Source organism: Eudoraea sp. (assembly GCF_049665975.1).
Classification (GTDB): domain Bacteria; phylum Bacteroidota; class Bacteroidia; order Flavobacteriales; family Flavobacteriaceae; genus Eudoraea.
On record NZ_JBATGR010000172.1, the window covers coordinates 1 to 16,245 of the forward strand.

Annotated in this window: 10 protein-coding genes; 5 read left to right on the forward strand and 5 right to left on the reverse strand. The window is 37.2% G+C overall.

Features of this window, described 5'->3' with window-relative positions; translation table 11 throughout:
• Positions 1 to 82 precede the first annotated feature (82 nt).
• Entirely contained in the window at positions 83 to 1,540 is a 1,458-nt protein-coding gene (locus WBN20_RS06495) for an SLC13 family permease (RefSeq protein ID WP_424281125.1), read from the reverse strand.
• A 228-nt stretch (positions 1,541 to 1,768) separates the two neighbouring features.
• On the opposite strand from WBN20_RS06495, the gene gyrB reads away from it, so the two are divergent.
• Positions 1,769 to 3,709 (forward strand): DNA topoisomerase (ATP-hydrolyzing) subunit B, encoded by a 1,941-nt coding sequence (gene gyrB, locus WBN20_RS06500; protein WP_424275550.1) that lies wholly within the window; start codon positions 1,769 to 1,771, stop codon positions 3,707 to 3,709.
• A gap of 165 nt (positions 3,710 to 3,874) precedes the next feature.
• On the opposite strand, the gene WBN20_RS06505 is transcribed toward gyrB, so the two are convergent.
• Positions 3,875 to 4,246, reverse strand: a complete 372-nt coding sequence (locus WBN20_RS06505) for a hypothetical protein (protein ID WP_424271883.1) — start codon at positions 4,244 to 4,246, stop codon at positions 3,875 to 3,877.
• 255 nt (positions 4,247 to 4,501) lie between these two features.
• Between WBN20_RS06505 and WBN20_RS06510 the strand changes: the two genes are divergently transcribed.
• Both WBN20_RS06510 and secDF read left to right on the forward strand, forming a co-directional pair.
• A complete protein-coding gene (locus WBN20_RS06510) occupies positions 4,502 to 5,428 on the forward strand; it encodes a malate dehydrogenase (protein ID WP_424281126.1) in 927 nt (308 codons plus the stop codon).
• Positions 5,429 to 5,720: 292 nt separating this feature from the next.
• Entirely contained in the window at positions 5,721 to 8,681 is a 2,961-nt protein-coding gene (gene secDF / locus WBN20_RS06515) for a protein translocase subunit SecDF (protein ID WP_424281127.1), read from the forward strand.
• Positions 8,682 to 8,803: 122 nt separating this feature from the next.
• Here the strand turns inward: secDF and WBN20_RS06520 are convergent, their stop codons facing one another.
• The 3 genes from WBN20_RS06520 to WBN20_RS06530 all read right to left on the reverse strand — a co-directional run bounded on the left by WBN20_RS06520 (position 8,804) and on the right by WBN20_RS06530 (position 12,418).
• Positions 8,804 to 8,995, reverse strand: a complete 192-nt coding sequence (locus WBN20_RS06520) for a cold-shock protein (RefSeq protein WP_019668364.1) — start codon at positions 8,993 to 8,995, stop codon at positions 8,804 to 8,806.
• Between the two features lie 89 nt (positions 8,996 to 9,084).
• Positions 9,085 to 11,091 (reverse strand): serine hydrolase, encoded by a 2,007-nt coding sequence (locus tag WBN20_RS06525; protein WP_424281128.1) that lies wholly within the window; start codon positions 11,089 to 11,091, stop codon positions 9,085 to 9,087.
• A 67-nt stretch (positions 11,092 to 11,158) separates the two neighbouring features.
• On the reverse strand, positions 11,159 to 12,418 hold the full coding sequence (locus tag WBN20_RS06530; protein ID WP_424281129.1) for an ATP-binding cassette domain-containing protein: 1,260 nt from the start codon (positions 12,416 to 12,418) through the stop codon (positions 11,159 to 11,161).
• A 256-nt stretch (positions 12,419 to 12,674) separates the two neighbouring features.
• On the opposite strand from WBN20_RS06530, the gene WBN20_RS06535 reads away from it, so the two are divergent.
• Both WBN20_RS06535 and ccsA read left to right on the forward strand, forming a co-directional pair.
• Entirely contained in the window at positions 12,675 to 12,881 is a 207-nt protein-coding gene (locus WBN20_RS06535; RefSeq protein WP_424281130.1) for a YgaP family membrane protein, read from the forward strand.
• Positions 12,882 to 13,117: 236 nt separating this feature from the next.
• On the forward strand, positions 13,118 to 16,243 hold the full coding sequence (gene ccsA, locus WBN20_RS06540) for a cytochrome c biogenesis protein CcsA (RefSeq protein WP_424281131.1): 3,126 nt from the start codon (positions 13,118 to 13,120) through the stop codon (positions 16,241 to 16,243).
• Positions 16,244 to 16,245: the final 2 nt, after the last annotated feature.

Below are 16,245 nucleotides of genomic sequence, written 5' to 3' on the forward strand. Positions count from 1 at the left end.
AATATATTGGTGCTTCTTTTGTTAAATAATTTAGTGTTGCTAAATGTACTGGAAGTAATATCTGTTTAGGTAAAGATCATAATTAATATACCTGATATAAGACCATAAAAATAAGGATTACCACTGCAGTTATTATTATTGGACCAACTATACCAATAAATACCCCACCAAGTCTAAAATCTTTTTGTTTTAACTTACCCGTACTATATGCAATTGCATTAGGAGGCGTAGATATTGGCAGAAACAAGGCGGTGGATGCACATAAACCGATTACAAGAGGCAATACTATCGGGTTATTAAAAGTAAGGATAATACTTATTGGGATCAAAATTGTGGCTGTGGCCGTATTACTCATAATATTAGACATTATTACCGTTAAATAAGCAAATGCTATAACAAGAGCAAAGAAATTTAGTTCGTACTGCTGTATTTTTTCTACATAGAAGCTGGCAAGACCTGTTTCCTTTATTGCAAGTCCAAGAGCAAGCCCACCTGCTACAAGCATCAAAGTATCCCAGGGAAGCTTACGAACGTCATCCCCATTGATAATGCCGGTCATTGTTAGTAAAATAATTGGTAGCAGGGATACTACAGAAGCTGGTATTCCATGGAGTTTTTCGGTAAGCCATAACAGTAGAGTAACACACAGTACGGCCAAAACAATCCTTTTTTTTATTCGGTTAAATTTGTAAGTAGAACTGTTTTCATCAATAGCTTCTTTTTCCAGCTCTATTTTCATACTTTTCTTTCTTGCAAGATATTTTTTGGTAAGAATAAACCAAAATAACAAAGTCAGTATTATAGCCAGTGGAAACCCTACCATCATCCATTCTAAAAATCCGATATCAATTCCATTATTATTCAGAGCTTCCACGGCAATGGCATTTGGGGGAGAACCAATTAGGGTACCCATACCACCGAGAGAAGCCGAACCGGCAATCCCGATAAGAATAGCCTTAGAGAAAGGAGAATCCTCGTCGAGAGTATTGATAAATGGCAATACAGAAGCAATCATCATAGCAGTAGTTGCTGTATTGGACATGATCATTGAAAAAATTGCCGTTGTAAGCATAAGACCAAGCAGCACATATTTTGGTACTGTTCCAAATCTTGAAATGGAAATTCTGAAAACTTCTCTGTCTAATTTGGTTTTACTCATGGCCTCTGCCATAAAAAACCCCCCAAGCATTAGCCAGATAACACTACTGGACCAGGAATTTATGTAACCAATATAATGAGACTGAACATTTGCGGGGTCTATTTGGGAATAATAGCTGTTCATGGCAAAAATCAAGAACCCAAATACCAGTAATCCAACAGCAAAGGGAGGTATGGCTTCTGTTACCCAAAGACCTATCGCCAGGAATAATAGGAAGAGTACATAGATCTGTGCCTGATCCATAGCAGGTTCATAAAGTGCGTAAGTAAGAGCGAAAGAAAAAATAATACTAATCAGAAAGTAGATAACCCTGCTTTGTACGTCCACTACTTTCTGAATATGGGACATAAGTTTTAAGGAAACGGCTCTGGAATCTGCCATAGCATCGGTTTTTTATTGATGGTGCAAAAATACATAGTAAAGTAGTTATAATACCTAACAATTGTCATGAGAATTTACGAAACCCTTTCAATGGTTAAACACATAACAAATTGTTGTTAAATTGTTGATAACTTAAGGGCTTCGTATATCCACAAACACTACATTCTATAGGGTATTGTCTATATTTGTAAGATTGCTAAAAATTAAATAAAACACTTAAGTTATTCTATGAGCGAAGAAGCTAAAAACAAAGAATATTCCGCTGACAGTATTCAGGCATTAGAAGGTATTGAGCATGTGCGCATGAGGCCGTCCATGTATATTGGAGATATAGGAGTCAGAGGATTACATCATTTGGTTTATGAAGTAGTGGATAATTCAATTGATGAGGCAATGGGTGGCTATTGTGATGCTATTGAGGTAATTATTAATGAGGATAATTCAATTACCACTAAAGATAATGGTAGGGGTATACCGGTAGATCTCCATAAAAAAGAAGGTATATCTGCACTTGAAGTCGTAATGACCAAAATTGGAGCTGGAGGAAAATTTGATAAAGATTCGTATAAGGTATCAGGTGGTTTGCACGGCGTAGGTGTTTCGGTTGTAAACGCACTTTCAGATCACTTAAAGGCATCTGTTCATAGAGATGGCAAGGTATGGGAACAGGAATACGAAAGGGGTAAATCACTCTATCCTGTAAAAAGCGTTGGAGAATCGAGTGAAACAGGTACTATAGTAACTTTTCATCCGGATGTAGAAATTTTTACCCAAACTATAGAATACAGTTACGAAACCCTGGCCAACAGGATGAGGGAACTTTCCTATTTGAATAAAGGAGTGACAATTAGTATTACAGACAGACGGCAAAAAGACGAGGAAGGTAATTTTGTGTCTGACCAATTTTATTCAGATGAGGGGTTAAAAGAATTTGTCCGTTTTTTAGATAGCAACAGGGAACCCTTGATTAAGGATGTTATCTCTATGGAAGGAGAAAAAAACGGTATTCCGGTTGAGGTGGCTATGATCTATAATAATAGCTATACTGAAAATTTGCACTCTTATGTAAACAATATCAATACACATGAAGGAGGAACACATCTATCTGGATTCAGGAGGGGGCTTACCACAACCCTAAAGAAATATGCCGATAGTTCAGGGATGTTAGACAAGGTAAAATTTGAGGTGGCCGGGGATGATTTCAGAGAGGGTCTTACAGCGATTATTTCTGTAAAAGTAGGGGAGCCTCAGTTTGAAGGACAAACCAAGACAAAACTTGGAAACAGGGAAGTTTCTTCGGCTGTGAGCCAGTCGGTATCAGAGATGCTTACCAATTATCTGGAGGAACATCCGGATGATGCCAAAATTATTGTGCAAAAGGTGATTCTGGCTGCACAGGCCCGACATGCGGCTACAAAGGCTCGGGAAATGGTTCAACGTAAAACGGTAATGAGTATCGGCGGTTTACCGGGAAAATTATCTGACTGTTCTGAGCAAGATCCAGCCTTATGTGAAGTTTTTCTTGTCGAGGGAGATTCCGCAGGCGGAACTGCAAAACAGGGCCGAGACAGGAACTTTCAGGCAATACTGCCGTTACGTGGTAAAATCTTGAATGTAGAAAAAGCCATGCAACATAAGGTGTTTGAAAATGAAGAAATAAAAAACATTTACACGGCATTAGGCGTAACTATAGGGACTGAAGAAGATAGTAAAGCCTTAAATCTCGAAAAATTGCGTTATCACAAAGTTGTGATCATGTGTGATGCGGATGTAGATGGAAGTCATATTGAAACATTAATACTAACTTTTTTCTTTCGCTATATGCGAGAATTAATAGAAGGAGGCCATGTTTATATTGCAACTCCACCTCTTTATCTCGTTAAAAAGGGAAGTAAAAAAAAGTATGCCTGGTCTGATAGGGAAAGAGATGAGATTGTTGAAAGTTTTGGAGGTAGCGCCCCAATACAGCGTTATAAAGGTTTGGGTGAAATGAATGCGGAACAGCTTTGGGATACCACTATGAACCCATCGTTCAGAACTTTGCGCCAGATTACAATTGATAACGCTACTGAGGCCGACAGAATATTCTCCATGTTGATGGGAGACGAAGTTCCTCCAAGAAGGGAATTTATTGAGAAGAATGCTGTTTACGCCAATATAGACGTGTAACTCGTAATAGTTAAAAGTAAAAATCCCCGATGTGAAAGCTTCTGGATTTTTTTATTGTAGTTATATATTTCCATTCTATTACCAGGAGCGAATAATCTTAAATTAAAAAAGCAGCCTTTTAACAAGACTGCTTTTCGTAACTATATGGAAAAAAAAATTGGGGAATTACTCTCGTTTTGCCAGGGTTTCACCTTTTACATCCTCCAGCAACATACCATCTGGAGATTCTATCATGCTTACAACATTTTTAGTCATATCTGTTCCGGGATAAGAAATAGTGTAAACCCCTTTATCAACTACCCAGCTAAAATCAGTTTTGAAGTCAAGCTGAGACCCATTGTATTTTTGATACCTTCCTAAATACACGTCATTGAATATCCATTCTTGCCGGATAGTTTGTTTACTGGTTTCGCTGGCATTAATAACTTCAACCCTGTACCAAATACCAATAATCGGATCATTATTTTCTGGGATTCTGGAACAGTTACTTGCTAACACTATAGCAACTATAGCCATAAAGGAGAAAAGTCTTTTCAATTTTAGTAGGTTTTAGATTTGGGATCTATTACGTTATTTAACGCCAATATTAAATCGGGTATTGTTAAAAATCGATGTAATACATAAGAATTGGAGTTTCTTCGTTGAATTGCATTTTATTTTAACATATTTATAAAACAAGTTAAGTGCAAATTAAAAATTCAAGGCAAAATATATGTGGCCAATGGGTTCTTAAATCTTTTAAATTTCTGTAATTTTACCAGTCTTATAAATCACTTTAAAATATAGTATATCATGAAAGTTACAGTAGTTGGAGCGGGTGCAGTTGGTGCTAGTTGTGCCGAGTATATCGCAATTAAAAATTTTGCTTCGGAAGTTGTTTTGCTGGATATTAAGGAAGGTTACGCTGAAGGAAAGGCTATGGACCTTATGCAAACTGCCTCTTTAAACGGTTTTGACACCACCATAACGGGCACTACAGGAGATTATTCAAAAACCGCTGATAGCCATATAGCCGTAATCACATCCGGGATTCCCAGAAAACCTGGAATGACTCGGGAGGAGCTGATTGGTATCAATGCAGGGATAGTGAAAACAGTTGCTTCAAATCTTTTGGAGCATTCACCGAATGTAATTTTGATAGTGGTTAGTAATCCAATGGATACCATGACCTATTTGGTACATAAGACCACAAATCTTCCCAAGAATAAAATTATTGGTATGGGAGGCGCATTAGATAGTGCCAGATTTAAATATCGTTTGGCTGAGGCTCTTGATGCTCCAATCTCAGATATTGATGGAATGGTAATTGGTGGGCATAGCGATACTGGAATGGTGCCTCTTGCCAGTCAGGCTGCAAGAAATAGCGTCAAGGTTTCTGAGTTTCTATCTGAGGCCCGCCTTCAACAGGTTGTTGAAGACACTAAAGTAGGTGGCGCTACACTTACTAAACTTCTGGGCACGAGTGCATGGTATGCACCTGGTGCTGCTGTTTCAGCATTGGTACAGGCCATTGCATGTGATCAAAAGAAGATGTTTCCATGTTCCACTTTTCTTGAAGGGGAATATGGCTTAAAAGATATCTGTATAGGTGTTCCTGTAATACTCGGCAAAAACGGAATTGAAGATATTGTAGAGATTTCCCTGAGTGATGCTGAAAAAACTAAAATGCAGGAGAGCGCTGTAGGGGTTAGAAATACGAATGGTTTGCTTGACGTATAGTATAGTTTTAACCATTTTTTATTTATTAGAAGCATCATTTAAGTGATGCTTCTTTTTTTGGGATGAGTCAAGGCTATAAAAAGTTAATTTCCTCTCCTCCAGGGCTCCGGCAAATTTGAGGATATGATTGTTTTGCAGCTAAAAATTAAAAAGATTGATCAATAATGCTTTAAGAGCAAAGGTTTCAACTGTCCTTTACTCTATACAAATAACATAAATAAATTGTCAGTTCTTAAGGGAAATGATATATTTGCACGCTGTTTACAAATTCCATCAAAAAATCAATTAAACCATGCAGAATAAAGGACTTATAAAGCTATTTGCTTTCTTGTTCGGACTGGTAAGTATCTATCAACTTTCCTATACATTCATTACCGCCAAGGTAGAAAAAGATGCAACATTGTTTGCTGCGTCTGCTGTTTCACCTTCTGAGGAAGATTATGTGGCTAAAAGAGAAGCTGTTGAAGCTACTTATTTAGATTCCATAGGAGGAAATCCTATTTTAGGTTATACCAGTTATGAAGATGCAAAGAAAAAGGAACTAAATAAAGGCCTGGATCTTAAGGGGGGTATAAATGTTACGCTCCAGATATCGGTAAAAGATATTCTTAAAGGGCTGGCGGATAATTCCAAAAACCCAATCTTTAATAAGTCCTTAGCCGATGCAGACCTGGCTTCCAAAGACAGCGATGAAACCTATATTGATCTGTTTTTCGACGCGTTTGATAATATTAAGGGAGATACTAAATTGGCTTCTCCTGATATTTTTGCAAATAAAAGCCTAAGTGATGAGATCAATTTTCAAATGACAGATGATGAGGTAAAGCCCATTATCCGAAGAAAAATTGATGAATCTGTAGTATCAGCTTTCGAAGTATTACGTGAGCGTATTGATGGTTTTGGTGTTACACAACCCAACATTCAGCGCGAAGGCAATTCCGGAAGAATTTTGGTTGAATTACCAGGGGCAAGAGATATCGCAAGAGCACAGGACCTTCTTTCAAGTACCGCCCAATTAGAGTTCTGGGAAACCTATGAACCCGGTAATCAAAGCCTTATAAATTTCTTTATTCAGGCAAATGACCGCCTTAAAACCCTAGTAGAAGACACAGAAGAAGAAGTTGTTGATAAGGAAGAATCTGAGATAGATTCTCTACTCTCAGACGTAACCCAGGATTCTTTGGATCTGTCCACTGAGAGAAATCCATTGTTTGAAAAGTTACAGCTAAACGGGCCTGGTTTTGCCGTCGGTATAGCGGCGATAAAAGATACAGCTGAAATAGGATCATACCTTCGTATGCCGGAGGTTAGACGTTTATTACCCCCGGAGGTACAATTCACAAAATTTTTATGGGAGCGGCCTACAAAGGATTCGGAAGTAGCATCCTTATATGCCTTAAAATCTAATCGGGATAATACCCCTCGAATTAGTGGTGATGTGGTGAGTGATGCCAGGGATCAATTTGACCAGTTTAACAGACCGGCTGTGGGTATGGACATGAATGTAAGAGGAGCTAAACTTTGGGAAAAACTAACCAGCGAAGCAAACCTTAATAATACCGGAATTGCTATTGTACTGGATAATAAAGTATACACAGCCCCAGGTGTTTCGTCTGTAGGTGGTATATCTGGTGGTAGTTCTGAAATTACAGGAACTTTTACGGTTAACGAAACCAAAGATATTGCCAATGTGCTCAGGGCTGGTAAATTGCCTGCTTCTGCGGAGATCATTGATTCATTTGTAGTTGGTCCTTCCCTTGGTCAGGAAGCCATAGATAGTGGCTTTATGTCCTTTCTGATTGCCATGGTTTTTGTTTTAATATGGATGGTATTCTATTATGGTAAAGCAGGAATCTTTGCAGATATCGCTTTAAGTTTTAACATACTCCTTATTTTCGGTGTACTATCCAGTTTGGGCGCAGTACTTACATTACCCGGAATAGCCGGTATTGTATTGACCATAGGTATGTCTGTCGATGCTAATGTTCTGATCTTTGAACGGATTAAGGAAGAATTGGCTAAAGGGAAAGGCAAAGGGCAGGCTATCGCTGATGGTTTTTCAAATGCATTATCATCCATTCTGGATGCAAACATAACAACCGGTCTTACTGCAATTATATTGTTGATTTTTGGAAGTGGCCCTATTAAAGGTTTTGCGAATACCTTAATTATTGGTATTCTAACCTCTTTGTTTACGGCCATTTTTGTTACGAGATTATTGATAGAATGGTATATTTCCGGTAAAGGAAGAACCCTGGATTTTTCAACTCCACTTACTAAAAATCTGTTTAAGAATTTGAACATCAATTTCCTAAGCAAACGTAAAATTGCTTATGTTCTATCAACTATTTTAGTAGCTGTTGGACTTTTCTCCTTATTTACACAGGGTTTAGACGAAGGAGTTGATTTTGTTGGAGGACGTAACTATCAGATTCGTTTTGTAAACCCGGTTAATCCATCAGAAATAACCAATGAGTTATCTGAGACCCTTGGAAGTGCCAGCGCCAAAACATTTGGCGATGCTAACCAAATTATGGTGACTACCAAGTATAAGGTAGATGTTCAAGGTACAGAGGTAGATGATGAAATATTGGGAATATTATATACCTCATTGCAAAAATATTTACCGGATGGAGCTACATATCGGGATTTTATCCCCGGTGGAACTAATGAAGATATTGGAGTACTTAAGTATAGAAAGGTTGGCCCGACCATCGCAGATGATATAAAGAAGAATGCGCTATGGGCTATTTTTGGGTCTTTAGCCGTAGTCTTTCTTTACATTTTGCTGCGTTTTCGTAAATGGCAATACTCTTTGGGTGCCGTGGTTGCAGTATTCCACGATGTATTAATTGTATTGGGGATCTTCTCACTGACCAGCAAAATAATGCCATTTAGCATGGAAGTAGACCAGGCATTTATTGCCGCTATTTTGACGGTAATCGGTTATTCCCTGAATGATACTGTGGTTGTTTTTGACCGTATCAGGGAAATAGTAGCTGAACATGGCTGGAAACGCGGGGAAAATATCAATAAGGCACTAAACAGTACATTAAGCAGAACACTAAATACCTCCCTCACGACACTTGTTGTGTTATTGTCCATTTTTATTTTTGGTGGGGAATCCTTGAGAGGATTTATGTTCGCCATGATAATTGGCGTGATAGTAGGTACTTATTCTTCACTATTTATTGCAACACCAGTGATGTTTGATACTAGTCGTGCTGAGATAATGGCAAAGAAAAAGGACTAAAAACCACAAAACAGGCCACAGGACTTTTCATTAAGTTTTGTGGTTTTTTTGTTTATAAAGCACAAAAAAAGCCTGTCGATCACGACAGGCTTTTTTAAATTAAATTCTTTAAATCTTAAGGATTAAACTACCTCAACATTTACTGCGTTTAAACCTTTAGGGCTTTCTTCTAGATCGTAGCTAACTTTATCTCCCTCTGAAATCTCTTCTGTTAATCCACTTGCATGGACAAATACGTCTTTGTCTCCTTCATCCGGAGTGATAAAACCAAAACCTTTGGCGTTGTTGAAAAATTTTACTGTACCGTTACTCATGATTATATATTAAATTAGCCGCAAAGGTAAGTTAATATCCTTCAAATTAAGTAAATAAGCCAATAATTTTACGTCTAGCCATCGTTTTTTTACTTTTCCTTAAGAAATAGCAGATTTCTAACCCTGCCGGATGATACTTTACACCCGCTTATTTTATCATCCGAATCCTTAATAAATTCAATCCTGTTAAAAAACCATTCACTCCCGGAAAACATATCTTTTTTAATTGGGTCTAATGCAATGTCGCTATGCCTGCTATGTCTGGCTATTAATTTATTGCCTTCTATCATGAATTCGTATGCTGTGGATAGTTCTTCACTGTAAAATTTCCCGGTATATTTTGATAAATCAACAGATGATTTATCAAATTCAATGATTTTTGGTGCATTCATGATCTGGCCTCCCTGTTCCAGTTTAAAACTCTCAACTTTTTCATCCACAGCGGGAATAAACGTAATTTCAGCTTCCACATCTGCAATTTTAAATTTAGTTTGGGATACCGGGATTAAGGTTACAATTTGTTGCCCTGTTGCCTGCGCTAATAGTTGACCACTGTCTTCAGTAATACTTATTATAAATCCTGGTTGCAATTCATAATCTCCTAAATAAGATTTTCTGGTTTTTTGATCTATGATAATTTTATCATTTCCAGTATCTGATGCGGCTACATCATTCTTCGGCTTTGCTTTTATAAGGTCTTTTAGGTAAATGTCAGTTATTTTATGTGCCATTGATCCTGATCCAAAAGAAGCATCATTACTAAAGACTACTACTGAAAAATTTTGATCGGGAAAGCGGGTCAGGTATGACCTGTATCCCGCATCTGCCCCTCCATGTTGAATCTCATTCAATCCTTTATACTCTCCCACAAATTGCCCGAGAGCCCCCCCAAATGACTTACCGTTATTTAGAACCGCAGGAGTATTCATTTTCTTAATCAATTCAGGACCCCCTATTTTTGGAGATGAAAAGTTTAGCGCCCACAGACTTAGATCTTCAACGGTGGTGAATAGGCTAGTTGCTCCTACATTAGCATAGCTCAACACACTTTTTTTATAGCCGGTGCTGTCTGAATAATAGGAATACGCCCTGTTTTTTATAATTTTTTCATGATCATCATAGAACAATGTATTATTCATTTTTAAAGGTTTAAAAATAAGCTCCTTCGTAAATGTTGCAAAGGAAACTCCAGACACCCGTGCAACCACTTCAGCTAGTAGGGTAAAACCGGTATTGCAATACATATACTCTTCTCCCGGATCAAAATTAAGCGCCTTTTGTTTACTTATCAGTTTAAGTACATGCTCCTTTGTAATAACATCGTCTAACCGCCAACCCGCCATGGCTAATAAATTCCATTGGTCTCTTAAACCGCTGGTGTGACTTGCTAAATGCTTCAGAGTGATAGTTTTACCGAAATCAGGTACTTCTGGGATATACTTTCTTATGTCATCATCTAGTTTTAATTTTCCTTCACTTTCTAACAATAATATGGAGAAAACTGTAAACTGTTTGGAAACAGAGGCGATATGAAATATAGTTGAAGGAACTATTGGTATATCATATTCCAAATTTGACATCCCATACCCTTTTTTATAAACAATCGCACCGTTCTGGACTATGGCAACCGCTGCTCCTGGCGTTTCCTCATTGTCCCAGATTGTAAATAATTCATCAACCTGCCCATTTATAGTAACCGCCCTGGGTTTTATTTTTTCAAGGGATATTTCATATTTGCCAATAGGTTGATTTTCATCGAGCGGATAAACTTCTACAACATATTCACCATCAATGGTGGAAGTTAATGTTATGTATTCATATCCGTTTTTACCATTGGGACTATCAAAGTCCTTTATTTTATTGCCACTTACATCATAAGTAGTTATTTTCAGATCAACACCCTGTTGCATCAACTTAAAAAAGGCAAACTGGTCCCTGGCCATCACCACCTTATATTGATGTGTTTCTTTCGGTAATATTTCAGTAGAAATTGGATTTCTTTCGCTTAACTCACCTTTCAGAAATTGAGCATTTAATGATACGGAAAGAAGAATAATAAAAAGGGTAATTTTTGATTTAAAAACACAATAATTCATATTATAGTTTTACTTTTTCTTGTTGAGTTTATACATATTAGAAACGACTGAATGTCTGATTTGTAACTTAAGTAATATATTTTTTGTTATCTATCACCTTGCCAACAGATCCCTCGGGAGTCAATTCTAATTGATATACAAAATGTGATTTTAAATCGGGCTCCTTCCTATGTGAGACGAAAACTATTGTTGTCTGACTTTCTGCCGCCATTTTATTCACAAGGGCAACTAAAAGAGCGGCACTTGCATCATCTAAGCCGGCAGTAGGTTCATCCAGGATTAAAAGAATAGGATGTTTAATCATTGCCCTCACGCACATAATAAGTCGTTGTTGGCCTAGACTAAGGTCGTGAAAATAGCTGTCTTTTTTGCCTTCCATCTCTATTAAAACCAACCATTCCCTGGCTATCCTTAGTTGAGCTTGACTGGGCTTTACGTACAACCCAATGGAATCTAAAAGTCCTGAAATAAGCATATTTTCCAGGCTGTGATAGCCCCTGAACCGGTCTACCATAGCAGGTGTAAAATAGCCTATATTTTTTTTGATATCCCAAACACTTTCCCCACTTCCTTTCTGCGTCCCGAACAGGAAAAGATCCTGCCCGTAGGCTTTAGGGTTATCACCTGTTATCATGGAAAGCAATGTGGTTTTGCCACTACCATTTTTACCAGCCAACTCCCAAAATTCTCCGGTTCGGATGTTCCAATTAATATTTTTTAGAATTGCTTTCCCTTCATAGTGTACGGAAACATTTTTAAATCTAATTAAATGCTCCTGAGAATATATAAACTGATTTAATGGTTGAGGAATATCTCTATGAAAAACCTTATTTTTTTCGGGCTCTATGAATGACAGGTCATGAATTACTACGAAATCATTTAAGTTTAAACGGGAATAATTTTTAACAAAAGGGAGCAGATCAGCCGACCTGCTGATAAGTTGAATAATAACAATATGGTTTGATATGTTTGCCAAAACTACTTTGATCTTTTTTAGCGAATCCTGATCCAGATTATCAAACGGATTGTCCAGGATCAGGTAGTTTGGTTTTCTTTCTAAAAGATAATTTAAAAGTGCCTTTTTACGTTCCCCACTACTCATAGATTGAAGGCTTTGGGAAGTTGAATTTGTAAGGAATTTTTGGTCATGCCTAACTTCTTCTTCAATAAAATTGTCGAGGGCCAGTTTAGAGAATAATGAACCATTCAATCCTTTTAAGAACTCTAATTCCCGTGGCGGTTTATCTTCAGCCAACAATTGCTGAATTAAGCCCTGCTTATTGGATTGATTATCTATAAAGACAGCCCAGTGTTGCTTTTGGATCATAATAGCCCGGATACAGGTTTTGAACAAATATAGCAGATAGTCATTTAATGTTTGATGACTTAATATTTATAAATTAAAATAAATCGGTTAAAGAATTTTTACTTTATATTTTATATATTTAGATTTCATACTAAAGTCTAATATGAACTATGAGTAAAAAGGCAATAAAGCTAATACAGGCTTGTACCATTTGTTTAGGCTTAATAACAGGGCTGGTTTTTTTCCTTGACTTTGTATTTAACTAAAATTTAATAATATGAAAAAGAACATGGGTTCAACAGATCGTATTATACGGTTTATTGTAGCGGCTATTTTCATCGGACTCTATTTTACAAATACTGCAACGGGTATTTGGGGTATCGCCTTATTAGTACTGGCAGGTGTATTTATCCTTACTAGTTTTGTTAGTTTTTGTCCGCTGTATGCCCCTTTCGGGTTAAGTACATGTCCAAATAAGGACTAATTTACATTAGAAACTTTTTAAGAGTTGAAATTTAGGAACACTTGTGTTCTGACCCTAAAAATATAAATGAACTGCATCAGATAATTAAATTGGGTTTAACAGATCAATATGGTGATTTACGAACTTAAGATTTTAAACTAATTTAATTTTAAACCTTTTCACATACTGTATAAAAAACACCTTCGTTTGATGTTAACGGAAACAGCTAACTTTGAAAAGTAGCCTAAAGTATATAAATGAAAAAATTTCTATCGAAAGCATCTGGAATTTTATTGCCATTATTTAACACAAGAGCCGCCGGGCTCTATTTATTACTATTTGCAGGGGCAATTGGGGTAGCCACATTTATTGAAAATGATTTCGGCACATCTGCGGCACAAAAAGTGGTTTATAAGGCTTGGTGGTTTGAACTTTTGCTGATTCTTTTTAGCATTACTATAATAGTGAATATCATTAAATTCCGGATGGTACAACAAAAGAAATGGCCATTGCTCTTGTTTCATTCGGCTATTGTTATCATTATTATAGGTGCAGGTATTACAAGATATTTTGGTTTTGAAGGTATTATGCACATCCGGGAAAACGACAGTGCAAATAGTTTTATCTCTTCCAATACCTTTCTCAAGTTTAAGGTCAATGCTAATGATCAGACATATGATTTTAATGAACCGGTTTTGTTTGCTTCACTCGGTAATAATAAATGGGAAGAATCTTACCTCATTGGCTCAGATTTGATTAATATAAGAGTTAAGGATTTTATTCCTAATCCAAAAAAGATTTTATCAGAGTCTATTGATGGCATTCCAACTTTGCAACTTGTAATTGGAGGTCTAAATGGGCGGGAAGAGTATTATTTAAGCATGGGCGAAACCAAACGCATTGGTAATGTGATTTATAATTTTAAGGACACCCCATTTCCCGATGCTTTTAATATTGCAATACGAAATGAATCTCTGGTGTTTACAAGCAGCAAAGTACTTACGCAGACTGTAATGGCTACCCAGAAAAAGGATACTATATATCCATCGGATACGGATTCCCCGCTAAAATTAAGGGCTTTATATACAGATGGGGCCAATAGTGTGGTTTTTACCGACTATAATAAAAAAGGGTCGGTACTAATTGAATCTGCAGACCCTAAAGTAAAAAATGAAAGCCTAACCGCACTTTTAATGGAGGTCTCAGTTAACGGAGAATCAAAGGAAACCTATGTTTTTAGTAGTCGGGGAAATGAAGGTAGGCCCGAATTACTGACTTTTGATAATCTGAATGCTTCCATTTCTTATGGTGCAAAAGAAATTAAAGTCCCTTTTTATATAAAACTGAACAAGTTTATTCTTGACAAATACCCAGGTACCAATAGTGCTTCTTCTTATGCAAGTGAAGTTACCCTTATAGACGAACAGGAAAATGTAAAAATGGACTATCGTATCTTCATGAATAATATCCTGAATTATAAGGGATATCGATTTTTTCAATCCTCGTTTGACAGGGATGAGAAAGGCACTTATTTAAGTGTTAATAGTGATTTTTGGGGCACCTTAATTTCATATATTGGATACGGCCTACTCACTTTAGGTATGCTACTTACCTTGTTTAGCAAAAGAACGAGATTTCACCAACTCACCCAAAAAATTAAAAAATTACGTTCGAAAGGAGCAATAGCCATTCTCTTTTTCCTTTTATCAAGCTATTCGGTTACGGCTCAGTCTACTCCAATTAATACTTACGTTGAGAATTCCGTAAATATTGATCATGCGGATAAATTCAGTAAGCTGGTTGTGCAGGATTTTAAGGGGCGAATGAAACCAATGCACACCCTTTCAAGGGAATTGATGCGAAAATTGGCCCGTAAGGAAAGTTTATTTGGCTTAACGGCAGACCAGATATTACTGAGCATGTTTGTTAATAAGCAGGAATGGTATGCCGCAGGAGTTATTAAGTTAGGAAAGCATAAGGACATTCATGAAAAACTTGGTGTCCCGGGAGACTACGCTTCCTATGCCGATTTTTTCTCAACCGATGGCAAATATAAACTCCAGGAAGAGGTAAGAAGAGTATATGGCCTTGAACCTATAGACAGGGGTGTCTTTGAAAAAGAATTGATAAAAATTGACGAGAGAGTGAATATTTTGAGCATGATCTTCTCGGGTACATTACTCAAAATAATTCCTACGCCTAACGACCCTAATAATACCTGGGCGGCAAACAGCGGGCATGCCCATGCTGAGAATGATGGTCATAACCACTCAGAGATAGCAGACAATTTCTTTAACAGCTATACAACAACCCTGAAGGAGGCAATCAATACAGGAAATTACATACAAGCAGATGGGCTTGTAGCAGAATTAAAAACATATCAAATTGAAAACGGAGGTTCCATAATGCCTTCAGAATCAAAGATCAATGCTGAGATATTATTAAATCAGCTAAATGTCTTTACCCGGTTGGCAATATTTTACATATTCCTGGGTATAGCTTTATTGTTCTTTTTATTTTACTCGGTTTTCAAGCCCGATGTAAGTCTGAAAAAGGTATATCTGGTGTTATTTTCATTAATAGTTTTCGGTTTCGTATTACACACTATAGGACTTGGTTTACGTTGGTATGTTTCCGGCAGGGCACCCTGGAGCAACGGGTATGAATCTATGATCTATATTGCGTGGACCTCAACTTTGGCTGGGATACTGTTTACAAGAAAATCATTTGGCGGACTCGCCGCAACCATGGTTTTGGCAGCCACAATTCTTTTTGTTTCAACATTGAGCTTCCTTGACCCCGAGATTACTCCATTGGTTCCGGTTCTAAAGTCTTACTGGCTAACCATACATGTATCTCTGATAGCAGGCAGTTATGGATTTTTAATGTTAGGGGCAATTATTGGCCTTATTAATCTTATTCTAATGATATTCCTTACGGAATCTAACAAAACACGTATAAAAAGAATTGTTCAGGAAATGTCCTATATCAGTGAATTAACCTTAATTGGAGGTTTGTTTATGGTAAGTGTTGGCACTTACCTGGCTGGTATATGGGCTAATGAATCCTGGGGACGTTACTGGGGCTGGGATGCTAAAGAAACCTGGGCGCTGGTTACTATACTGGTCTATGCTTTTATTCTACATATGCGGTTGATTCCCAAATTAACCGGGCTTTTTGCTTATAATATCGCTACCATATTTGGATTAGCGTCAGTAATCATGACCTATTATGGCGTAAACTATTACCTCTCAGGTTTGCATTCTTATGCTACCGGGGATCCTGTACCAATACCAAGTTGGGTTTATATGGTAGTTATATCAATAATTATTATTAGTATGCTGGCCTATTTTAAAAAGAGAAAGTATTCTATTATTTCTTAGGA

What these genes read in the sequence shown, in the direction of transcription:
- WBN20_RS06495 (WP_424281125.1), bottom strand. Translation starts at nt 1,540, where the DNA reads ATGGCAGATTCCAGAGCCGTTTCCTTAAAACTTATGTCCCATATTCAG.
- gyrB (WP_424275550.1), top strand. Translation starts at nt 1,769, where the DNA reads ATGAGCGAAGAAGCTAAAAACAAAGAATATTCCGCTGACAGTATTCAG.
- WBN20_RS06510 (WP_424281126.1), top strand. Translation starts at nt 4,502, where the DNA reads ATGAAAGTTACAGTAGTTGGAGCGGGTGCAGTTGGTGCTAGTTGTGCC.
- secDF (WP_424281127.1), top strand. Translation starts at nt 5,721, where the DNA reads ATGCAGAATAAAGGACTTATAAAGCTATTTGCTTTCTTGTTCGGACTG.
- WBN20_RS06520 (WP_019668364.1), bottom strand. Translation starts at nt 8,995, where the DNA reads ATGAGTAACGGTACAGTAAAATTTTTCAACAACGCCAAAGGTTTTGGT.
- WBN20_RS06525 (WP_424281128.1), bottom strand. Translation starts at nt 11,091, where the DNA reads ATGAATTATTGTGTTTTTAAATCAAAAATTACCCTTTTTATTATTCTT.
- WBN20_RS06530 (WP_424281129.1), bottom strand. Translation starts at nt 12,418, where the DNA reads ATGATCCAAAAGCAACACTGGGCTGTCTTTATAGATAATCAATCCAAT.
- WBN20_RS06535 (WP_424281130.1), top strand. Translation starts at nt 12,675, where the DNA reads ATGAAAAAGAACATGGGTTCAACAGATCGTATTATACGGTTTATTGTA.
- ccsA (WP_424281131.1), top strand. Translation starts at nt 13,118, where the DNA reads ATGAAAAAATTTCTATCGAAAGCATCTGGAATTTTATTGCCATTATTT.